General features: G+C 61.8%; 19 protein-coding genes and 2 pseudogenes. 10 read left to right on the forward strand and 11 right to left on the reverse strand.

All coding sequences use genetic code 11. The features are described from left to right. Positions 1-122: 122 nt before the first annotated feature. A complete protein-coding gene (locus AC3CBN_RS14890; protein WP_488633789.1) occupies positions 123-293 on the forward strand; it encodes a hypothetical protein in 171 nt (56 codons plus the stop codon). 201 nt (positions 294-494) lie between these two features. Here the strand turns inward: AC3CBN_RS14890 and AC3CBN_RS14895 are convergent, their stop codons facing one another. From AC3CBN_RS14895 to AC3CBN_RS14915, 5 genes are all read right to left on the reverse strand, one after another. Beyond that, entirely contained in the window at positions 495-1,460 is a 966-nt protein-coding gene (locus AC3CBN_RS14895) for a glycoside hydrolase family 43 protein (protein WP_488633790.1), read from the reverse strand. Then, positions 1,457-3,070, reverse strand: coding sequence for an exo-alpha-sialidase (locus tag AC3CBN_RS14900; RefSeq protein ID WP_488633791.1), 1,614 nt, complete (start codon positions 3,068-3,070; stop codon positions 1,457-1,459). Before AC3CBN_RS14900 ends, AC3CBN_RS14895 begins: the two co-directional genes overlap by 4 nt. Before the next feature lie 96 nt (positions 3,071-3,166). Then, positions 3,167-5,959, reverse strand: coding sequence for a TonB-dependent receptor (locus tag AC3CBN_RS14905; RefSeq protein WP_488633792.1), 2,793 nt, complete (start codon positions 5,957-5,959; stop codon positions 3,167-3,169). A 117-nt stretch (positions 5,960-6,076) separates the two neighbouring features. Continuing rightward, on the reverse strand, positions 6,077-7,261 hold the full coding sequence (locus AC3CBN_RS14910) for a cellulase family glycosylhydrolase (RefSeq protein ID WP_488633793.1): 1,185 nt from the start codon (positions 7,259-7,261) through the stop codon (positions 6,077-6,079). Positions 7,262-7,391: 130 nt separating this feature from the next. Further along, entirely contained in the window at positions 7,392-8,543 is a 1,152-nt protein-coding gene (locus AC3CBN_RS14915) for an aldose epimerase family protein (RefSeq protein WP_488633794.1), read from the reverse strand. Positions 8,544-8,947: 404 nt separating this feature from the next. Between AC3CBN_RS14915 and AC3CBN_RS14920 the strand changes: the two genes are divergently transcribed. The 7 genes from AC3CBN_RS14920 to AC3CBN_RS14950 all read left to right on the forward strand — a co-directional run bounded on the left by AC3CBN_RS14920 (position 8,948) and on the right by AC3CBN_RS14950 (position 15,515). Continuing rightward, a complete protein-coding gene (locus tag AC3CBN_RS14920) occupies positions 8,948-9,673 on the forward strand; it encodes a FadR/GntR family transcriptional regulator (RefSeq protein WP_488633795.1) in 726 nt (241 codons plus the stop codon). Then, positions 9,670-10,596: a 2-dehydro-3-deoxygalactonokinase gene (locus tag AC3CBN_RS14925; protein WP_488633796.1), complete on the forward strand. Its 927-nt coding sequence runs from the start codon at positions 9,670-9,672 to the stop codon at positions 10,594-10,596. Before AC3CBN_RS14920 ends, AC3CBN_RS14925 begins: the two co-directional genes overlap by 4 nt. Then, on the forward strand, positions 10,593-11,240 hold the full coding sequence (locus tag AC3CBN_RS14930) for a 2-dehydro-3-deoxy-6-phosphogalactonate aldolase (protein WP_488633797.1): 648 nt from the start codon (positions 10,593-10,595) through the stop codon (positions 11,238-11,240). The genes AC3CBN_RS14925 and AC3CBN_RS14930 overlap by 4 nt, the downstream gene beginning before the upstream one ends. Next, complete coding sequence (gene dgoD, locus AC3CBN_RS14935; RefSeq protein ID WP_488633798.1) at positions 11,237-12,385, forward strand: galactonate dehydratase; 1,149 nt, start codon at positions 11,237-11,239, stop codon at positions 12,383-12,385. The genes AC3CBN_RS14930 and dgoD overlap by 4 nt, the downstream gene beginning before the upstream one ends. Before the next feature lie 2 nt (positions 12,386-12,387). Then, the gene (locus tag AC3CBN_RS14940) at positions 12,388-13,152 is read left to right on the forward strand and encodes an SDR family NAD(P)-dependent oxidoreductase (protein WP_488633799.1); all 765 of its coding nucleotides are present in this window, start codon (positions 12,388-12,390) and stop codon (positions 13,150-13,152) included. Then, the gene (locus AC3CBN_RS14945; RefSeq protein WP_488633800.1) at positions 13,149-14,057 is read left to right on the forward strand and encodes an SMP-30/gluconolactonase/LRE family protein; all 909 of its coding nucleotides are present in this window, start codon (positions 13,149-13,151) and stop codon (positions 14,055-14,057) included. Before AC3CBN_RS14940 ends, AC3CBN_RS14945 begins: the two co-directional genes overlap by 4 nt. A gap of 66 nt (positions 14,058-14,123) precedes the next feature. Beyond that, a complete protein-coding gene (locus AC3CBN_RS14950) occupies positions 14,124-15,515 on the forward strand; it encodes a sugar porter family MFS transporter (protein WP_488633801.1) in 1,392 nt (463 codons plus the stop codon). 249 nt (positions 15,516-15,764) lie between these two features. On the opposite strand, the gene AC3CBN_RS14955 is transcribed toward AC3CBN_RS14950, so the two are convergent. From AC3CBN_RS14955 to AC3CBN_RS14965, 3 genes are all read right to left on the reverse strand, one after another. Then, complete coding sequence (locus AC3CBN_RS14955; RefSeq protein WP_488633802.1) at positions 15,765-16,295, reverse strand: DUF3455 domain-containing protein; 531 nt, start codon at positions 16,293-16,295, stop codon at positions 15,765-15,767. A 128-nt stretch (positions 16,296-16,423) separates the two neighbouring features. After that, a complete protein-coding gene (locus tag AC3CBN_RS14960; RefSeq protein WP_488633803.1) occupies positions 16,424-17,329 on the reverse strand; it encodes a TolB-like translocation protein in 906 nt (301 codons plus the stop codon). Positions 17,330-17,510: 181 nt separating this feature from the next. After that, positions 17,511-18,619, reverse strand: a protein-coding gene (locus AC3CBN_RS14965) for an IS3 family transposase (RefSeq protein WP_488633476.1) whose coding sequence is annotated in 2 segments (ribosomal slippage) — positions 17,511-18,367 and positions 18,367-18,619 — 1,110 coding nt in all. Because the reading frame shifts where the segments join, the coding sequence is not laid out codon by codon here. Positions 18,620-18,962: 343 nt separating this feature from the next. On the opposite strand from AC3CBN_RS14965, the gene AC3CBN_RS14970 reads away from it, so the two are divergent. Both AC3CBN_RS14970 and AC3CBN_RS14975 read left to right on the forward strand, forming a co-directional pair. After that, positions 18,963-19,544 (forward strand): TetR/AcrR family transcriptional regulator, encoded by a 582-nt coding sequence (locus tag AC3CBN_RS14970; RefSeq protein WP_488633804.1) that lies wholly within the window; start codon positions 18,963-18,965, stop codon positions 19,542-19,544. 84 nt (positions 19,545-19,628) lie between these two features. Then, positions 19,629-20,369, forward strand: a complete 741-nt coding sequence (locus tag AC3CBN_RS14975) for an SDR family oxidoreductase (protein WP_488633805.1) — start codon at positions 19,629-19,631, stop codon at positions 20,367-20,369. Here AC3CBN_RS14975 and AC3CBN_RS14980 read toward each other — a convergent pair. The 3 genes and pseudogenes from AC3CBN_RS14980 to AC3CBN_RS14990 all read right to left on the reverse strand — a co-directional run. After that, positions 20,321-20,740, reverse strand: coding sequence for a hypothetical protein (locus tag AC3CBN_RS14980; RefSeq protein WP_488633806.1), 420 nt, complete (start codon positions 20,738-20,740; stop codon positions 20,321-20,323). The two genes, AC3CBN_RS14975 and AC3CBN_RS14980, sit on opposite strands and share 49 nt — an antisense overlap. 524 nt (positions 20,741-21,264) lie before the next feature. Continuing rightward, positions 21,265-21,358 (reverse strand): annotated as a pseudogene (locus tag AC3CBN_RS14985) (transposase); the annotation flags it as partial. 164 nt (positions 21,359-21,522) lie between these two features. Continuing rightward, a pseudogene (locus AC3CBN_RS14990) lies at positions 21,523-21,663 on the reverse strand (transposase); the annotation flags it as partial. Positions 21,664-21,785 lie beyond the last annotated feature (122 nt).

The following is a 21,785-nucleotide window of genomic DNA, read 5'->3' on the forward strand; positions in this document are numbered from 1 at the left end:
GTTGCAGATGCCTATACCGTAACGTGTTCGATCCCTAGTCCATTGAAATAGCGTTTGGCTGCCGTGTCAGCAACGGCTTGGCCGCCAGTGGTCCCACACGCGGGCCCGCAGAGGATGACGCAATGGCAGCGGAGGACCATTGGTTGCGTGCCGAAGTGAGCGGCGATACGGCCTTTCTGGAGCAGCAGCTGCTACCGGGCTTTCGGTCGATCGATGCCGACGGAATCATGCACTCGCTCGAATGGATCATTGCTGGCGCGGCGAACAACAAAGACTCGGATACTGAGAAGTAGAAAGTAGATGCGTGGATGAAGACCTACCCCATCGGCACTCACGTACTCCTGCAAGGCAATGTCGCTGTCGTCTCCTTCAATGGCCCTAACCTGGGTCTGGAGAAGGGAGTTCGTTGCTCCGATATTCTGCTCTATGAGAATGACAGCCGGCACGCGGTTTACTCACAGCAAACCGGTGTTGGACAACCAGAAATCGGCCATTCAATCCGCGCCACCAAAGACCGGTTCGCTCTGCGCATTCCAGTGGAATGGCTCGATGTAAGGCGCCCTGCGTGAGGTGCATTTCCAGTTGGCGCCGCCGTTGGCGTGAAAGATGATCCAGTCTTGCTTGCCGTCCAGCGATTTGAAGAAGCCGTTGTGTCCCGGTGCAAAAATGCCCTGGGCTGGCGTGCTGGCCAGCACGGGTGTTGCCGATTTGCTCCATGACGATGGATCGAGCAGATCGGCATTCTTGTTTGCGCTGAGCAGGCCCAGCGAGTACCCATCGGACCAGCAGGCGCTGGCCGAATAGCTGAGAAATACCTTGCCGCCCGGGCCCTCCAGAAACTCCGGCGCCTCCAGAATCTTTCGCCCACCCTGCATCTCCCAGGCGTACGTGGGATGCGCGATATCCACCTGCGGCTCGGTGAGCGTCCACGGGTTGCTCATGGGCGCGATCACCAGGTCGCTGTGATCGTCCACATAAGCAGAGTAAACGAAGTAGCGCTTGCCGTGGTGATCGAACACCGTGCCGTCGATGCCCGTGTAGTGCGTCTTGAGCATGCCCTTGTCCACCCATTGCCCTTGCGTGGGATCAGGCGAGGCATTTTCCAGCACGTACACATGACGATGCGCATCGTCGTTATGCGTCTTGTCTGCGGCGGTGTAGTACAGGTACCACTTGCCGTCGAGGAAGTGCAACTCGGGCGCCCACACGGAAGCAGAGTTGCCGCCCTCAGCCGGTGGCCGCCACACGACTACGGGCTTGGCCTCGGCAAGGCGCGCCATGTCCTTCGTCTTCCACAGCGAAATACGATCGCCCTGCGTGTTCGTGTAGTAGTAAAAACCATCGCGCTGCGCGACCCACGGATCGGGGCCGGACGGAAGCAAGGGCTGCCGCACGACGGGCGCCTCGGCGCGAACCAGGCCGGAGATCGACAATAGGAACAGCACGGCATATCGCTTCATGCGTGATTGCTCTCCTTACTTGGCGGCGCACTTTCGCCGTGTTTCGCGCCTTCCACATCACCATCGAGCTGCAGATAGTCGATATCGAGCACATGGGCGCCGCCATCTACGTCGATGACATTGAAGCCCGGAAGCAAGGTCGTAGAGATGGTGACTTCGTGCCAGCCGTTCTCCGCATCGCTGACCTGCGGCGCCGGCTGGTGGGCGCCATTCACCACAAGTGACGGCTGCGCGGCCAGGCCGAGATCGGCGTAGCGCACGTGCAGCGTGTGTGCACCGCCGGTACTGTTGACGACGAAACGCAGTCGTCCTTGAGGGCCATCGCTCAGGCGTGCCTTGCGAAGATTGGAAGCTTTAGGATCGGGCACGGCTACGGCGCCGGTGAACTCTGCGTCTTCCGCTTCATAGCGGTCAAAGCGCAGGGCCTCCGCGCGATAGAGAATTTCGTTGTGACCCACGCTCATCGGCGCCTCCGGCGACGATGAGGTCGTGACGTGAAGCAACTTGCCGTCGTCGCGCAGCAGCAATGCCTGCGTCCAGCCTGCATGAATGTTGCCCGTGCGCTTCTGCACCGGCGCACGCACCTCCCACCAGGGGCCGCGACCGGAGGCGTTGTTCCAATACAGTGCGCGACCACCTTCGTCGCCACCGCCGCCCGCACGCTCGGCAGACACCACAATCACGCCTTCAGGACCACCCAGCGGGAACCAGCGCACCACCGGGCACGCTGCGGGCCAGAAGCCCGAGAGTGTCATCACCGGCTCGCCGTGTCGCTGCGCATCGCCCCAGTCGAGGCCGTCGCGGCTGAACTTGATGAACACCTGGCCGTTGCGCTGGCCGTCGATGTTCTCGTAGGTCATCGCATAGCGATGGTCCGGCAGGCGCGTGACGATGGCCATGCCGGGCCGCTGCACGCCGCCGGGAATCGCCACGTCCAAGGTCTCCTTGCCCCAACGGCGGCCACCATCGTCGGACACCTTGTGCGCCAGCACCTGGTTGTAACCCTCGGCCTTGTGCTGTTCGCTGGAGTAGTAGGCGACCATGCGGCCGTCGTCGAGCACATGGATGTTGGACTCCCACACGCCCTTGTTGTCCTTGTCCTCGGGCCGCCCACCGCCCTTGATGATGGAGCTGCGGTAGCGCCAGGTCTTGCCGCCGTCGAGCGAGGCGTAGACCTGAAGGTCTTCGGTGATCACGCGCCCTTTCGCGTCGTTGCCCGTGGCGTTGGCGGACAGCAGCAACGCGCCCGCCGGCAGATCGCCGCTGGCACGCTGCAGTTCAGTGATGTGCGGCTGCCAGCGCAGCTGCCAGCGTTTATCGCTTGCATGCGACTGATCGGTGACGTTCATCAGGAAGCGCCAGTGGTCGCCACCATCGCGGCTCTCCCAAAGCGCAACGCCCGCCATGCCCTCCTGTTCGAAGGCCATCAACAGTCGGCCGCGATCCTGCGCTTCACCGTGCTCGATGCGCGTCACTGATACGTAGCCAGCACCGTCGGCCATGTGCGTTCCAACCACGGGATCCGGCGCATCGTCGGCGATGACGATGGATGCAAATGCTGCAGCCATGCACAGACCCAGGAGAGATACCGATGTCTTCAAGCCATTCATGCAAACTCCATCAAGCCCATCATGCAAACGTGGCCTCCTCAAAAAAATAGGCGGAACGGCGGCATGTCACTACCGCCGCCCGCCAAGTGGGAGGTGTTACATCTTGAAGCGCACGCCCAGGCCGACGGTGCGGTCCTGATAACGGACGTCACGCGGGCGGGTATCGCCGTCACCCCAGTACTGGTGCAGGTTCGCGCCAAAGATGTTGGTCGCGTTGAACACCACGGTGAAGTAGTTGTTGATGTCGTAGGCAAGCGAGAAATCAACCTGGTTGGCCGGCTTGATCTCGTCGTTGACGCCCGCCACGGTCGGCTGGTTGAAGCCGTCGATGAAGCGACTGCGATAGTTGTAAGCCATTCGGGCGGACCAGCCGTACTTCTCGTACATCAGCACCGCGTTGCCGTTGTTCTTGGACACGTTCTGCAGCGGCGAGGTAACGACCGGACCACCGATGAACTGCGGCGAGCGGGTGGAGCCATCGATGTAGGTGTAGTTGAACTGCACGCCAAAACCGCTCAACGGCTCCGGCAGGAAGTCGAAGAATTGCTGATAGGCCACCTCGGCACCGGCCAGATGGCCGGAGCCCGCACTCTGCGGCGAGTTGAGCTGATACGGCTGACCACCAATCGTCACATCCGTCACGTAGTTCTGGATGTAGCCATTGATGTCGCGATAGAACACGCCGCCACTGACATAGCCGGCCGGTGCGAAGTACCACTCCAGCGACGCGTCGTAGTTGTTCGATCGAATCGGCTTGAGGTCTGGATTGCCGCTGCTGGCGACACCCGCGCGGTTGATGGTGCCCGGGTTGAGCGACAGCGATGGATTGAGTTGGCCGAAGTCGGGATAGGTCAGCGTCTTCGCCGCCACCAGGCGCAGCTGCAAATTGTCACGCAAGTGCAGGTTGAAGCTCAGGTTGGGCAGATAGACCGGCGAGCTGGTGTTGTCCGACAGCGGCGAATAGACGTTGGTGGATGCGTCATAGGAGAACGCATCGAGGTTGCGCTTTACGCGCTCCACGCGCATGCCCATCAGGCCGTCGAACGGCAAGCCAAACAGTTCGTTGCCGTAGCCAAGCTGCGCGTAACCGGTGTACGACTTCTCGTCGATCTGGTAGAAGCGGCCCGGGTTCACGGCGGCCAGACCACTGGGCAGGCCGTACAACTGGCGGATCGCGTCGGCATTGTTGACGAGGTAGTTGTAGCAACCGCTCAGCCACGTCGCCGGGATGGCGTCCGTGGTCGGCTGGCTGCAGAAGTAGCCGCTGGGGAAGCGCGCAATCACCTGGTTCGCAGGATTGGGGTTGGCCGAGATGGCGCCCGTGCCACCCGGCGGCGGCGTGGAGATTTCCATGCTGCCGGTGTACTCGGCCTTGTGGTCGGAATAGCGCAGGCCGAAATCGACGTACTGGAAGAAGCTGCCGTTGAGGTCGTAATTGCCGTCACCGCGCCATGCCGTCTGCGTGCCGCGCTGGTTGTTCCAGGTCTGGAACAGGCCATTGAGGTAGTAGGCCGATGGATCGTTCGCCGGGTTGCCAGCAAGCGCCCAGTTGTTGCCACCGCTCCACACCGTGGTGATCGGCGCCTTGAGAAAGGTGTCGACGATGATGGTCTGGTCGTGGAACGAACTGGAGTTGAACGACAGGTCGGTGGAAAGATTCAGGCGATCGCCGTGCCACTTGGCGCCGATAGAGTTCTGAATGTCGTGACCCCACTGCTGATGCGCCTGCGTGCTGGTGGCTGCGTACGTGTTGCCGGTCCAGCTGCCGCTGCTCGCATCGCAGATGGTCTGACCTTCGTACGGCGAGCCGGTGAGCTGGTTGGCGTAGCAGTGGTTGCTTGCCGATATCGACGACGGATTGACCGAGCCGACCGGGAAGCTGAAGTAGAACGGCTGGTTGTATTGGTCCGAATCCCAATCGTACAGGCCTTCGACGTAAACCTCGGTGCTGTCGTTGGGCTTCCACTGCAACGCGTAGTTGAATTCCTGGCGCTTGCGATCGCCGATGTTATAGTCCGCGCCGAAGCCATTGGGTGCCGAGATCAGGTTGCCGCTCGACGTGCGGACGGGGTCACCATTGGCGCCCGTCAGCACCTTCGGAAAGTCATTCCACACCGCGTTGTAGTCGTAGTGCTGGCGGTCGTAGCCCACGTTCATCAGGGCGCCGAATTCACCGATATCGGTTTTCCAGCGATCGCTGAGCAACAGGCTGCCATTGGGATCGGTATGGTCGCCGTACTTGCTATGCGTGCCGGTAAGTGTCGCGGCCACCTTGGGGCCGTCGAAATCGAAAGGACGATACAGCTGCATGTCGACCATGCCGGCGATGCCGCCATCGGGCAGGCTCGCTTCGCTGGTCTTGTAGACCTGCACGGTCTTCACCGCCGTGGCGGGCAGGTTCTGAAACGCAAATGCACGACCGACGCCGCTGAAGATCTCGCGACCGTTCAGCGTGGTGACTACATTGGGCAGGCCGCGGATGACCACCGAGCTGGTCTCGCCCTGAAAACCTTGCGCTACCTGCACGCCCGTGATGCGCTGGAGCGCATCGGCCACGCTGTTGTCCGGCAGCTTGCCGATGTCCTCGGCCACGATCGAGTCCACGATCATGCGCGAGTCCTGTTTGATCGACTGCGCGCCCTGCAAACTCTCGCGCAACGGCGTCACCACCACGCCCGAAAGATTCACGGCCTCTTTCTGCGAAGCATCGCCGGTGGTCGCCGCCTTCTTGGCGGGTGCAGCCTGCGGCTGGCCGGTGGCCGTGTCGGTCGTCTGCTGCGGATCACTGGCCGGTGCCGGTGGGGCCGGAGCATCGGCAGCGTGCGCTGACGCAAAGGACGCGGCGATCATCGCCGCCAGGAGTGTCATGGGAATGCAATTGCGATTCATGGGTAAAGCCTCCCCTCAGAGGTCGTTGCCTGCCGGCTCAAGCCGACGGCTGTCGTTGTGCTGGATGCGCCGCGTTGTGGTCGCGGCGGGTTGTTATCGAAAGGGTTTGCTGGACATTCAATGTGTCTTGCTGGTGAGCTGGGCGGGATAGCTCGCTGCCTCGGCGGGTACGACACCGCGCGGTGCATGCGATAGCGCCCGCAGAATTTCGGCCTCGCGCTGGCGATACGGCTTACCGTCACCGTGCAACAGGTCGTGGAACCACAGCGTCGGCGGCTGCTGCGTGTACGGTCGCAGCCACGAGTCCCACGGCATGATGGTTTGTGAGCGACCTTCCACAAAGCCCCAGTTCACCATGCCTACGTCGAGCTTCTTGGCCAGCGGAAGCACACCGTCGATGGTCGAGCCAGCGCCGCGCGCCATGTACTCCGTGCAGATCAGCGGACGTCCATAACCTTTGAGCTGTTGCACACGGCTGGCGAATTCCTCGGGCCACCCGTAGTTGTGGAAACTGATCACGTCGGACTGTTCGACCTGCGTGCGTTCCACCGAGTTGAGGCGCGACGGATCGGACCAGTCATCGTCATGCCACAGGCCGCTGGTGAGCGGCTGCGAGGGCGACGCACTGCGCGCCCAGGCGAACACCTGCGGCAACAGCTTGGCCACCAGTTCCACCTTGTTTTTCGGTTCCTTCGGATCGTAGTTGCCGCCGCCCGGATTGTCCGGTTCGTTCCACACGTCCCAGGCCAGCACGCGCGGGTCCTTGGCGAAGCTGCCCACCACGTCCTTCACGTATTGCTCGAAGCGCGGGTACTGCGTGGCGTCGGCCATGGCCACGCCCGGGCTCTGCATCCAGCCGGAGTTGTGCACGCCCGGAATGGGAGGGTGCTGCGGACCGAGCTTCGGCTCCGGATCCCAGCACGAATCGAACAGCACGAAGATCGGCTTGATCCCGTGCTTGCTGGCGATGGTGAGGAAGCGGTCGATGCGCTGTTTGAAGCCGGCGGCATCCTGCTGCCACAGGAGATCGTGCAGGAACACACGCATGGTGTTCATGCCAAGCTGCTGTGCCCAACCCATCTCGCGGTCGATGCGCTCGGCGTCGAAGGTGTCGACCTGCCACATCTCCAGCTCGTTGATGGCGTTGGCGGGCAAATAGTTACTGCCCAGCGGCCACGCCTGCTTCGCGTACCAAGCCTTGGCTTCAGTGGGCGTCCAGCGCGCATCGGCATCGCGCGCAGAGACAGGTGTGGCGAAAGTCGCCGCCAGTCCCATCGCCATTGCCAGTAGTGCGTACTTCATGACTTCTCCCCTCAGGGGTCGCGGCATGACGACCGCGACGCGTTGATTGATGCATGGTCGCGCCTGCCTTGGGCAAAGCGACCCCGTGGCCGCCCTTCGCAGGGCGTCCTTGCAACGGAAACACGCTGGGTCAGTGCGCGCTGCGCGCCGACTCGTTAGTGAATTCGTAAACGATCAGGTTGCGATAGACATGGCCAGGCTCCAGCCGTGCCGAACCGAAGGACGCCTGGTTCGGCGTGTCCGGGTAAAGCTGTGGTTCGAGCACGAAAGCATCACCCTGGCGGTATACGTGTCCGCCGGTGCCGACCGTCGTGCCATCGAGGAAGTTGCCCGAGTAGAACTGCAGACCGGGCTGCGCCGATTTCAGAGTAAGTACGCGCCCGGATGCCGGATCTTCCACGCGCGCGACAACGCGCGGCGCGGCAGCCTCCGAACGACTGATTACCCAGTTGTGGTCGTAGCCGCGACCGTTGAGCAGCTGCGTGTCGTTCGTGCGGATGTCACGCCCGATCGGTTTGCCTTGCCTGAAGTCGAACGGCGTACCGTCCACCTTGCGGATCTCGCCGGTGGGAATCGACCCAGCGTCCACCGGCAGGTAAGCGTCGCCCGCAATGGTGAGGCGATGATCCATCACCGTGCCCGCGCCTTCGCCGGAGAGATTCCAGTACGCGTGATTGCTAAGGTTGACAATGGTCGGCTTGTCGGTCGTAGCGCGATAGTCGATCAACAGTCGGTTCTCGCTGTCGAGCGTATAGACCGCCGTTACGGTGAGCTTGCCCGGATAACCCATGTCACCGTCGGGGCTCACATAGGTGAGCATGACGCTCGCCTTGCCAGTGTCGTGCTTCACCTCGCCGATGGTCCACAGCACCTTGTCGAAGCCGCGTGTGCCGCCATGCAACGTATTGGCACCGTCGTTGATGGGCACGTCGTAAGCATGGCCATCGAGCATGAAGTGACCTTTTGCGATGCGGTTGGCATAGCGTCCTACCGTCGCACCAAAGTACTGCGGCTTTTTCAGATAGCCGTCCAACGACGCATAGCCAAGCACTACGTTGGCCGGCTTGCCATCACGGTCGAGTACGGTCAGCGATTGCAGGCTGGCACCGAGCGCGATGATACGCGCCGTCATACCATGCCCATTGTCCAGCACCACGGCATCCACATGCGTGCCGTCGGACAGTTTGCCAAACGTCTCGCGCTTCGCATCCGTCGTGGCATGCGCGGCCATCGACAGTGTCGCCAGGCCAAGAATCGAACCTATCAGTCCTGCTCGCTGCATGTCCCTCTTGTCCCCTTTGCCGTATCACGGGATGGGGCATGCAAACACATTGTATGATTATCGTGCAAGTGTTCTTCGGCACCAAAAATTTCTTTGTGCAATGCGCCATTGCTAGCGACGCACGCGGTTCGTGAATCACGATTGGCGTCATGTCGCGCGATGCGAGACATGACGACACGCCTCGCACGATCCGGTGACGGGCGCAACTTTCTGCAATGCGTCATGGCGCGTTGCGCGGGGACGGCGGTAGCGGTGTCGCATGACACTCTCAAGACAACAAAAAACACCTTGGCAGGACACGAACAAAGTGCTTATAGTCGGTTTGTATGACAATTGGATCGAGCCAGCCAAAGGCTTGATAGAGCACGGATCGATCATCACCAGGACCGGGGGCAGAGGATTTCATGAAGAAGCCGATCGCAGTTCGCAGCCTGTACGGGCATGTCATGCACGAACTGGGGCAGCGCATCGTCAGCGGCAAGGTAAAGCCGGGTGACGTGCTGCCGCGTGAAGAGACCCTCGCCGAAAGCCTGCAAGTCAGCCGCACCGCCTTGCGCGAAGCGCTCAAGGTGCTATCCGCCAAGGGTTTGATCGAGTCGCGTACCGGCGTGGGCGCGCGCGTGCTGGAGGAACGTCACTGGAACCAGCTCGATGCCGACGTGCTTGCCTGGCGCTGTGCCTCCATGCCCACCGACGATTTCGTCGACAAGCTGGTGGAGATGCGCGAGATCATCGAGCCAGCTGCCGCCGCTGCCGCCGCCCGTCGACGCACGACCGCACAACTTGCCGCCATCGATGCAGCCTACAAGGCAATGGATGCAGCGCAGACGCTGGAAGAGTGGACCGAGGCGGACCTGCTCTTCCACGATGCCGTGCTGCATGCCACTTGCAACGAACTGCTGCAGTCTTTGTTCTCGGTAGTGGAAAGCTCGCTCGGCACGTTCTTCGCGCTGTCTGCACGCAACGCAAGCAACTTCAAGTATTCGCTGCCGCACCACCAGAAGGTGCTCGAAGCCATCCGGCGCAAGCAGCCCGAGGTGGCACGCAAAGCCATGCAGACGATGATCGCCGACTCGCAGGCCAACCTGCAGCGCAGCCGCGGCCGTGCCCGCAAGAAGGCCAAGGCGTGACCACGCGGTTGATCGGCCTCGATTGGGGCAGTACGCATCTGCGCGCGTACCGCTTTGACGAGCACGGCCGGGTCGAGGATATGCGTGCCCTGCCCTATGGCATACGCCATCTTCCATCGGGCGGTTTTGCCGAGGCATTCTCCCAGGCAGTCGCGAGCTGGCCGGTGACGCCCATGCTGGCCTGCGGCATGGTCGGTAGTCGCAACGGTTGGCTTGAGGTGCCCTACCTTGATACACCCGTTGGCATGGATCGCCTTGCCGCCGCGTTGACGCCACTCACCACGCCCGACGGGCGCACCCTGCATCTCGTGCCTGGACTGCGCGATCCAAGCCGACCCGACGTGATGCGCGGCGAGGAAACTCAGGTGGCGGGCGTGCTGGCACAGTTTCCCGACGCAGCGCGGCGAGGACAGCTGTTGTTGCCCGGTACCCATAGCAAGTGGGTGAGCGTGCGCAATGGCGCCGTCACCGGTTTCGCTACCGTGATGACGGGTGAGCTGTATGGGCTGCTTCGCCAGCATTCAGTCCTCGGCGCTCAGCTTGCTGAGGCGCCCACCTCGGATGACGATGCCTTCGTGCGTGGTGTCACGACCGCGCGTGATAGCGGTGCCGCAGGCGCGCTCTCGCGTGTGTTTTCGGCGCGAACCCTGATGCTCGACGGCGTGCTAGCACCTTCATCGGTCGCGGACTATCTGTCGGGCCTGCTCATCGGTGATGAGCTGCGCATGGCGCTCGCGGCCAACTGGGTCGACGCGACTGAACCCGTGCTGATGGTGGGCGATGGCGTGCTGTGCGCACGCTACCTGAAAGCCGCCAAAGCATTCGACCTGCACCTGACCAACGCACCCGACACCACCACCGCAAGCGGACTCTGGCGCATCGCCGTCGAGGCTGGTCTTGTTCCCGCGCACGCAACGGCATGAACACCATGAAGTACTGGCTTGAACCTCTACCGCTGGTCGCGATCCTGCGCGGCCTGCATCCCGACGAAGCCGTCGACATCGGCCACGCGATTACCGGCGCGGGCTTTCGCATGCTCGAAGTGCCGCTCAATTCGCCTAAACCGTTCGACAGCATCCGCCGCCTGGTCGACGCACTCGGCGACGGCCATCTCATCGGCGCGGGCACCGTGCTCGATCCGGCCTGGGTGAAAGACGTCGCCGCCGCTGGTGGGCGATTGATCGTGATGCCGCATGCGGACGTGGCGGTGATCCGCGCTGCGAAAGAAGCGGGCCTCTACTGCGTGCCCGGCGTGGCCACGCCCACCGAGGCGTTTGCCGCACTCGCTGCCGGCGCCGACGCGCTGAAGCTTTTTCCCGCCGAACAGTCCAGCCCCACCGTTCTCAAGGCATGGCGCTCCGTGCTGCCCACTGGTACCGCCGTGCTGCCCGTGGGTGGCATCGCACCGGACACCATGGCGCCATGGCTCGCCGCGGGCGCAGCCGGTTTCGGTATCGGCTCATCACTCTATGCACCTGGCCGCCCGGCCAACGACGTCGCGGCGCGCGCCCGCGCGTTCGCTGATGCCTGGCAGGGCCACCACGTTTCGAAAGGACCTGTTGCATGAAGATCACTCGCCTCACTACGTTCGTTGTTCCACCGCGCTGGCTATTCCTGCGTATCGATACCGATACCGGCGTGTGCGGTTGGGGCGAGCCGATCGTCGAGGGCCGTGCACATACCGTCGCCGCCGCAGTGGACGAATTGTCCGACTACCTGATCGGCAAGGACCCGCGACACATCGAAGACCTGTGGAACGTGATGTATCGCAGCGGCTTCTATCGCGGCGGCCCGGTGTTGATGAGCGCCATCGCCGGCATCGACCAGGCCTTGTGGGACATCAAGGGCAAAGACCTGGGCCAGCCCGTGCATGCACTGCTCGGTGGGCCAGTGCGCGATCGCATCCGCGTGTATTCGTGGATTGGCGGCGATCGCCCGGCGGACACCGCACGCGCAGCGAAGGAAGCCGTGTCGCGCGGCTTTACCGCGGTGAAGATGAATGCCACCGAGGAAATGCAGTACGTCGACAGCTACGACAAGGTCGAGCAGGTGCTGGCGAACGTGCAGGCGATCCGCGATGCGGTCGGCCCGCACATTGGCATCGGGCTCGACTTCCACGGCCGCGTGCACAAGCCGATGGCCAAGGTGCTGATGCGCGAGTTGGCACCCTTCAAGCTGATGTTCATCGAGGAGCCCGTGCTTTCCGAACATCTGGAATCCCTGCCCGAGCTCGCTGCCATCTCCCCCGCGCCCATCGCGTTGGGCGAGCGTCTTTACACACGCTTCGACTTCAAGCGTGTGCTTGCCATCGGCGGCGTGGACATCCTGCAGCCCGATCCCTCGCATGCGGGCGGCATCACCGAAACTCGCAAGATTGCCGCGATGGCCGAAGCGTATGACGTGGCCATTGCGCTGCACTGCCCGCTGGGTCCGATTGCGCTGGCGGCGAACCTGCAGCTCGACGCGGTATGCCACAACGCCTTCATCCAGGAGCAGAGCCTGGGCATTCACTACAACGGTGCGAACGACCTGCTCGATTACGTCAACGACCGTAGCGTGTTTGCCTATCAGGACGGCTTCGTGGCGATCCCCGGTGGCCCGGGCCTCGGCATTTCGGTGAACGAAAACTACGTGGCCGAACGCGCGGCTGTGGGCCACCGTTGGCGTAATCCGGTGTGGCGCCATAGTGACGGAAGCGTGGCGGAGTGGTGAGCATGTCGGCGTTTGCGCAATATCCCAGCCTTGGCGATCGCCACGTGTTTGTTTCCGGTGGCGCCACCGGTATCGGCGCAGCGTTCGTGGAGCACTTTGCACGCCAGGGTAGCCGCGTGTCGTTCATCGATATCGATCAGACGCACGGTGTACAGCTTGCGGAGAGCCTTGCGGGCGAACGCCATCGTCCGCTATTCCTGCCTTGCGATGTCACCGATCTCGATGCCCTGCAGGCCTCCATCGCAGCCGCGCGAGAGACACATGGCCCTATTGGCGTACTGGTGAACAATGCGGCCAACGATGTGCGCCACAGCTTCGGCACCACCACAGCCGCAGAGTTCGACCGCAACATCGCCATCAACCTGCGTCACCAGTACTTCGCCACGCAGGCCGTGCGCGAGGACATGCGCGCACTGGGCGGCGGCTCGGTGATCTGCCTCGGCTCCACCGGGTGGATGAAGAAGAACGCGGGCTACCCCATGTACGCCATGGCGAAGGCCGCCGTGCATGGCCTGGTCAACGGCTTGGCGCGCGAGCTGGGGCGCGACCGCATCCGCATCAACGCGCTGGTACCCGGCTGGGTCATCACCGAGAAGCAGCGGCGCTTGTGGCTGGACGCTGACGGCGAGGCGGAGATTGCGCGTGTGCAATGCCTGCCCGGTTACCTGATGGCGGACGATCTAGCTCGTGCCGCGCTCTTCCTCGGTGCCGACGACAGCCGCATGTGCACGGGGCAAGATTTCATCGTGGATGGCGGCTGGGTATGAACGCGCGCGCCACCGTCGCCATGCAGGTGCACAACACACTCGGCGAAGGCATCGTGTGGTGCGATCGCGAGCAGGCGCTGTACTGGACCGACATCCAGGCATCCACGTTGTGGCGCTACTGCCCGCACGACGGTGCGCTGCACCAGTGGGAGCTGCCCGAGCGGTTGGCGTGCTTTGCTTTGTGCGAAGCCGACGGCTGGCTGCTGCTGGGACTCGCCACACGGCTGGCATTCTTTCATCTCGCAAGCCACACGCTGGTGCCCGTCACCGATGTGGAAGCCGACTTGCCGACACGTCTCAACGATGGTGCCTGCGATCGCGATGGCCGCTTCGTGTTCGGCACGCTGCACGAACCGCCGGGTGGTGGCAGCAAGCAGCCGCTGGGCAACTTCTATCGCCTTAATGCGGATCTCTCGCTGGAACGCCTGCCGCTGGCCGGCGTGGCGATCAGCAACAGCGTGGCGTTCAGTCCCGACGGCGACACGCTCTATTACTGCGACTCCACCACGCGCACCATCCAGTGCTGCGACTACGGCGACCATTGCGGTCCATCGCTCACCTTCGTGCAACTCGACGATCCGCGCGGTGAACCCGACGGCTCGGCCGTAGATAGTGAAGGTGGCCTGTGGAATGCCCAGTGGGGACTGGGCCGCATCGTCCGGTACACGGCCGAAGGACGCATGGACCGTTGCATCGACGTGCCTGCCTCGCAACCCACCCGAGTCGCCTTCGGCGGCACGGATCTTTCGACGATCTACATCACCAGTGCTCGCGACGGACTCGATACCACAGCGTTGGCGGCACAGCCTTTCGCCGGTGCGCTGTTCGCCGCGCACTCGGACATTGGCGGCCTGCCCGAACCTCGGTTCGCCGGCCCGCCACCTCACGTCATCGCATCCGCCTAGGCGCCACGGCGCCGTCCCACAACAGCCCAAAGGGCACCCATCATCGCAAGCGGGGGAAGTCAACCAATGAACGCCAATGCCGTCGCATCACCCACGGTGCAATCCAGGGCAACTGTCATTTTCACCTGCATACTCGCCGCGCTGGCCGGACTCATGTTCGGCCTGGACATCGGCGTGATCTCGGGCGCCACGCAGTTCATCCAGGCCGAGTTCAAGGTCAGTGACCACACCATCGAGTGGATCGTCAGCGCCATGATGTTCGGTGCAGCAGTGGGTGCGGTGGGCGCCAGCTGGCTGTCGGCCTCGCTTGGGCGCAAGCGCTCGCTCATCCTGGGTGCGGTGCTGTTCGTGTTGGGCTCGCTGCTGTCAGGCCTGGCCTGGTCGCCGGAGACACTGATCGCCGCACGCCTGGTGCTCGGTCTCGCCATCGGCGTGGCCACTTTCACTGCGCCGCTGTATCTGGCCGAAGTAGCACCCGAGCATATCCGCGGCGCGATGATTTCCACCTACCAGCTGATGATCACCATCGGCATCCTGGTGGCTTTCCTGTCTGACACTGCATTGAGCTACAACGGCGCCTGGCGCTGGATGCTGGGTGTCATTGCGATTCCCGGTGCGCTGTTTCTGCTCGGTGTGCTGCTGCTGCCCGACAGCCCGCGCTGGCTGATGATGCGCGGCCGACGCGACGAAGCGATCAACGTGCTGCATCGCCTGCGCGGTGACGCGGTCATCGTCGCTCGCGAAGCGGCCGACATCGAGGAACAGCTCAAGACGCCTCAGCGTGGCTGGCACCTGTTCCTGGAGAACCGCAATTTCCGCCGCTCCGTGTGGCTGGGCGTGCTGTTGCAGTTGATGCAGCAGTTCACCGGCATGAACGTGGTGATGTACTACGCGCCGCGCATTTTTCAGAACATGGGCTACGACACTGCCGCGCAGATGTGGTTTACCGCACTGGTGGGTCTCACAAACGTGCTGGCCACCTTCATCGCCATCGCGCTGATCGATCGTTGGGGCCGCAAGCCCATCCTCTACACCGGCTTCACCGTGATGGCCGTGGGTCTAGGCGTGGTTGGCAGCATGATGCATGGCGGTATCAGCAGCCACGGCGCGCAGATCTTTACGGTGGGGATGCTGCTGGTGTTCATCGTGGGCTTCGCCATGTCCGCCGGTCCGCTGGTGTGGACGCTGTGCTCGGAGATCCAGCCGCTCAAGGGGCGCGACTTCGGCATCGGCTGCTCCACGTTCACCAACTGGATCGGCAACATGATCGTTGGCTTCACTTTCCTGAGCCTGCTCAACGGCATCGGCAACGCCGCCACGTTCTGGCTCTACGCCGCGCTCAACCTCGTGTTCATCGCGCTCACGTTCTGGCTGGTGCCGGAAACCAGGGGCATCACGCTGGAACAGATCGAACGCAACCTGTTCAGCGGCAAGCGGTTGCGCGACATCGGCAGGTAATCCGCTCCATCGCTTCACCGACGTAGTACCCATTTCCTATTTCTGTGGCCGCCTCGCGCGGCAAGAGAGGTCTGTATGCGGTGCTTTCGCTTCTGGTCGTATCGGCGGTTGGTTTCTCTCTTGTTCCTGGTATTCGTCGCCTGCATGAGCCTGGCGCAGGCGACGACCGGAACGGTATTACAGGGCAGTACGCTCTACCCGCGCGTGGTCCGTCTTCTCCACGGACCTGCGAACACGTATCCCGGGCCTTTAGCCTGACTTGCTGTAAAACACGTAGGTCGCGGTGTAAGGCACCCCCACTTTTGTGCCCACTCGCACAGGCGGTTTAGCGGGTGCAACGCCGCCTTGCGTCGAGATCCGCTGAACAAAACCGACCTTACTCAACACGCCCGCCGCGGGATCGGCCACAACTTTCACAAGAAGCCAGGGAATGTCAGTCAAAGACTGTTGCGCAGGCACCGTTGTTACCGGCGTATCGATATCACGCGTAATTTTGCTGCCATCGGATGCTTCCCAAGCAGGTCCCGCGTAGTGATGGATCGTGCCGTTTTTCCCGGCCAACTCAGCCAGAGGGGCCTCGAAGGTCCATTTGGGTACTGTGCCGGCATCGGCCGTGCTCGTATAGATTTGGACCCCCACGGCCTTGGCCGTGAAAGCGACGGTGTATCCGGCGGGTGGCTGCAATGCGGCCGGCACCGCTTCGGCCGCTCGCAAAGCCTCTGCTCCCGTAAAGAGCAAGATGGCCGCTGTGACAAAGGCAAAGATTTTTTTCTCAGTCATCGAAGTGTCCTGTCCAACAGTGCGAAGTTCTTGGTGTATACGAAATGCCCGCTACGGAGTATCCGTGGGCAAGAGAAAGACATTGCCTAGCGACGTCAGCCGCTCTCCAAAGTGGAGACCTCAGCACGTCATTGGCGACCAGGTTCTTGTAACCACCGGGAGAGCGATAGCTTCCAGATACCCGACTGCCCGGTGTAATAGACCGTGCGGCCATCAGGTGCGAGATGCGCTCCCCATGGAATGTCTTTGTTTATGACATCGCCCATGTCGATGGGCCTGCCCCAATGGTCTCCCTCACGAAACGCGATGGATAGGCGACCGAGGCCTCCCTTCACCTTGCCGTAATCGAACAGGATGAATGATTGATCCGGTGCGATGGCAGGGTCGTGTATGGAAACGGTGGAGTCTCCTACTCCTACGCTCACCGGCGCAAGATAGTGTCCATCGCGATAGATTGATCGCCACATGTGCATGATCTTTTCGTTCGCGTCCCAACGGATGAAGTACAAGGTTCCGTCGGAAGCAACACCCGCGAAATCGATAAACACATCGTTATTGACGACGGGGCCGAGCCATACGGGAGCGCCCCATCCGTCACCCTTCCGTTCGACCTTCCAGATGTTGGCTCCCGGCGCGGACTTGCCTCCGTTGAAGTAATTCTGCACCAATGACTTTCCACCCGGAGTAACTGGCCGATTGGAATCGAACAATAGATAGCTTCCATCCGGCGCGACGAGCGGATCTTGGTCGAACCAGTGACCGGAAAAGCTTGCGACCTGCGGCGTCGACCACGAGCCGTTCACTTTGTGTGACACCATGATCGTCTTGTGAGGCCCGTTGCTGCGATCAAAGAACACCGTGTTTCCATCGGGAGTGAAAGCGAGCGTGTCATCGCTGTCGGAATGAATGATGCCTCCCAGTGTGATCAGCTCAGGCGTTGCATTCGCGGGAGCTGCCGTGGAAGCGAGAGGCGTGATCCCTAGCGCACTGACGGCAACACACAGCGAGCAGATAATCGCCGGCATGCCTTTCATAGGTCATAACCTCGCGAATGAGCGTGAAAACGCATCGGTACAACGGGTCGAAGTGACGATCGTGACATCCCAAGGACGGCAACCCGTCACCCCCTTTGATCGAACACCCGGCAGGCAGACTAGGGCTCGTCCTGACCCACCCCCGTTTTCTAGGCCAACAGTCGGTAGAGAATCCGACCTGTTACGGCTCCTGTGAATTCGCTTGGGACCCGTGTTCTCGGGCGAATTCGGCAGGTGTTTTCCATGCCAGTGCAGAGTGGGGACGATCCTCGTTATAGAAGCGCCGCCATGCTGCGATTTTGCTCCGTGCATCCTCCAGCGACAAGAACCAGTGCTCGTTCAAGCACTCCTGCCGAAGCCGTCCATTGAAGCTTTCTACCAACGCGTTGTCGGTCGGCGTACCGCGTCGGGAGAAGTCCAGCTCCACGCCATTCTCGTAGGCCCAGCGATCCATCACCTTCCCGGCGAACTCGCTTCCGTTGTCCACCTTAATCGCCGCAGGCTTGCCACGTTGTGCCACCAGCCTGACCATCGCCTGCGCCACGTGCTCGCCACGCAGTGACTGATCCACCACGATGTCCAGGCACTCGTGGGTGAAGTGATCCACCACCGTCAGCGATCGAAAACGACGCCCATCGAACAGGGCATCACTGACGAAGTCCATTCCCCACAGCGCGTTGGGTGCTGTAGCTACCTTGATCGGTTGCCGACGACGGGCACTACGGCTGCGACGAGGCCGGCAATGCCGCAGGGAAAGGCCTTCTTCCTTGTAAATGCGATGAACCCGTTTGTGGTTGTCGCGCCATCCCTCACGCCGCAGCATGACAAACACCCGCTCACAGCCGTAGTGGACACGGTTCAACGCGATCTCGCGCATTCGCATGCGGATGACGCTGCAGTCACGCGCTTTGGCCTTGTAGGAAAAGCTCGAACGCGACATCGACATGAGCCGCAATGCGCATCGTTCGCTGACGCCGAAGCGCTCACACAACCGGCCTATCCAGGTGCGCTTCTGGGCAGGCCTCAGAGCTTTTTTGTCACCACCTCCTGCAACATTGCCTTGTCCAGACTCAGGTCGGCGACCAGCTGCTTGAGCTTGCGATTTTCCTCTTCCAGCAAGCGTAGCCGTTTCAGCTCTGACGGCCCCAATCCGCCGTACTTCTTGCGCCAGACATAGAACGTGGCCTCGGCCACGCCCATCTTCCGGCAGATCTCGCCAACCGTCATCCCCAGCTCGGCCTGCTTGAGCGCGTAGGCGATCTGCTCTTCGGTAAACCGTGACTTCTTCACTGCCTGACTCCTCGTTGGCTACGGGGGCCCATGGTGGCGAAGTCTCTACTTTACGATGGCCCAGTTTTCCGGGGGTGGGTCAGTCCAAGAAAGCTTCGCCTGCCGGAAGTCACCTGCTCTTGGTAAACCTCCCTACGCTGCCCCGCGACTTCTGAATTGGTCCAATTCAGTGGTGAATACGTGGTTGGCTCCCACTGCGCGCCACTCCATAGGCCTGTATCAAGCGGCCTATAGGCGCTCCACTTGAGACCTTGCAATCGCCGCCTCGGTCTCGACTGACGCCAAAGTTCGATATCGCAGGCATGTTATTGACACATCAGTCCATAACGTTCACCATAGACCCATGGCTAGACCACGCGAATTCGATCGTGAAACCGCCCTTGAGCAAGCCCGGCTCGTTTTTTGGAGCAAGGGCTACGCCGGCACGTCCACTGACGAACTGGTGAAGGCCATGGGCATCGGACGCCAGAGCCTGTACAACACCTTTGGCGACAAATGGCAGTTGTATGTGGAAGCCCTTACCGACTACCAGCAACGTACGACGTCATCTCACGCGCAGCGTTTGCAGGCTCCCGCGTCTGCTCTACAAGGCTTCCGAGACATGCTCGAAGGCCTGGCGGTTGATGACGATGCGATGCGAGCGCTGGGCTGCATGGGCGTTGTCTCCGCGTGCGAATTTGGATCGGCCGAGCCGCAATTGTCGGAGCTGCGCGCGAAAGGATCGACTTACCTGCACTCGCGACTGGTCAAGCGGATTCGCGAAGGACAGACAGCAGGTGAGATCGACCCAACTTTGAGCGCGAGGGAGACGGCCGACTATCTAATGATGAGCATGACGGGCATTCAGCTTGCCGCTCGTAGCGGTGCGAAGGTGGCGGAGCTGCGCCGCCTTGCCCGCTTTGCAGTCGATCGCCTGCTCGCGTAGTCACCGCTTTCCTGGATGGCGTCGTCTTGCACGGCGCTTTTTTATCACAAATTATTGATCGATCATTCCATAACTAGGATATCCATGAACACTGATGCCAGTAACAACGAGAAAGTCGCCCTTGTTTTCGGCGGATCACGAGGTATCGGTGCGGCCGCCGTGCGCCGATTGTCGCGCGACGGCTTCTCCGTCGGCCTCACCTACGTGTCACGTCCCGACAGCGCGCAGCACGTCGTGGACGCCGTCGTGGCCGATGGTGGCCGGGCCCTCGCCGTGCAAGCAGACAGCGCCGATGCAACCGCGATCCGGGCGGCCGTTGAAACGGTGCTGGCGCATTTCGGCCGCCTCGACGTCGTGGTGGTCAACGCCGGCATCCTGCGTCTAGGCTTGGTCGACGCCTTCTCCCTTACGGATCTCGACGAGGTGCTTCAAGTGAACGTGCGCGGTGTTTACGTGGCGATCCAGGCGGCGGTGGCGCACATGGGCGACAACGGACGAGTCATCACCATCGGCAGCAATAGTGCCGTACGGCCACTGACCCCGATCGGGACGGTTTACGGCATGAGCAAGGCTGCGGTGGCCGCCATGGTCAAAGGCCTCGCTCTGGATCTGGCTCCCCGCGGCATCCGCGTCAACAACATCCAACCCGGTCCCATCGAAACAGACATGACCGCTGAGCATATCGAGCACATCAAGGGCATAGTGCCGCTGGGACAGGTGGGCCAGACCGAAGACATTGCCGAACTCGTTTCCTACCTGGCCGGTGCGTCGTCCCGCTACATGACCGGTTCAAGCCTCACCATCGATGGTGGCATGACGCTTTGACTCATGCTCGCGGTCGAAAGCAGGTCATTGAGCATCTTCTCCTCGCCTAGCGCTGACAGGGCGGCTTCATCCTCGGCGGTCAGTCGCACTGAGCCTGCGCGCGTGTGGGGGTGGCTATGGATGCTGTTTCCGGTGAGCATGTAACCGGCTAGCGCCTTCACCGAGAGCAGGCAGACCGTCTGTGCCTTCTCGGTCGTCAGCTGGACGCGAAGCGAGCCGTCGGTTGCGCGCAATATTGGTCCACATGCTTCAGTGCCGGTGTCATCCGTCCATTGCTTCAATGCTTCAGCAACGCGTAGCACAAAGTGATCCTGGCTTTCTCCTGCCTCGCTTGTGTAATCGCCGACGATCCAGGCATGAACCTTGAACACGCGGGACTGCGCCTGGAGAGAAGGTGAACTCGTCGCCAGGGATCAGGCTCCAACGAGTGGTGCGAAAAGCGCTCATCGCGGACACCGTATGTATCCTGCCACTACGCCCCCGAGCCGATGGGGATTGACACTCCGCCTGCATCCGCGGACCTAGCCCGTGCACCACTGGCTCACGAAACATAGATAACGGATCTCCGACCCGCGATGACGCGAAGGCCGGTAGCTGCCCTATCAGGCGCTGCCAAAAGGCAACCCCATGACCCGCAGAGAAGCGTACCGTCCCGCCTGAATACAACGCCGTCGGTTAACGCCGTGTCTATTAGCCCCTGTTCAAAATGTCTGCGCGGCTTCGGAAGGGCGAATCACTCGTATCTGCTCGCTCAGTTGTTGCACGATTGCCCGCTTATTCGCCTCCGATCGAAGGGAGTTCACGACGGTGCCGCCTGCGTGCTGACCTCCAGTGGGGCTCCGAAGCGCTGAGTCAGTCCGGGGCAGTCCACTCTTTGCCTCGGTCAACTCGGCAGTTTGCTGCTCGGTCTTGTCGGGCTTCACGGCCTTAACCCATTGATACAGGCTGTGGGTCGACACGCCGAGGCGGGCAGCGACTTCAGCGACCGAGTCTCGGAGTCGCGAATTTCAAACCGTGTCTTCCGATTGATGATCGCGTCGGTCATTCATTTGCTTGAATTTGTCCTGACAAGGTTTCTCAAATACTCGCCAATCCGTGCCTTCATAAAGCAGCAGGTCGACTTCCTTCTGGGCCCTGCGTGCATCGCGCTGACGCCGCGCTCACGAAGCCATGAATAGAGGCTGTGCGACGACACACCGAGTCGCTCGGCGGCTTCGGCCATCGGATGGCCGCGCTCACTGACTTGCTTCGCCGCCTCGGCTTTGAACTCGTCGGTAAAACGCTTGTTGGTCATAGATCCTCCGATTCTCAAAAGACACTATCCGTTGTCTACGGAACTGGGGCGCACCACTGGGCGACGGATTAGGGCAATAGTCAGGTGGTCGAGGCAGAGACGGCCAGCCCTGGAACGGTGCC

Source organism: Dyella sp. OK584, from assembly GCF_057787755.1.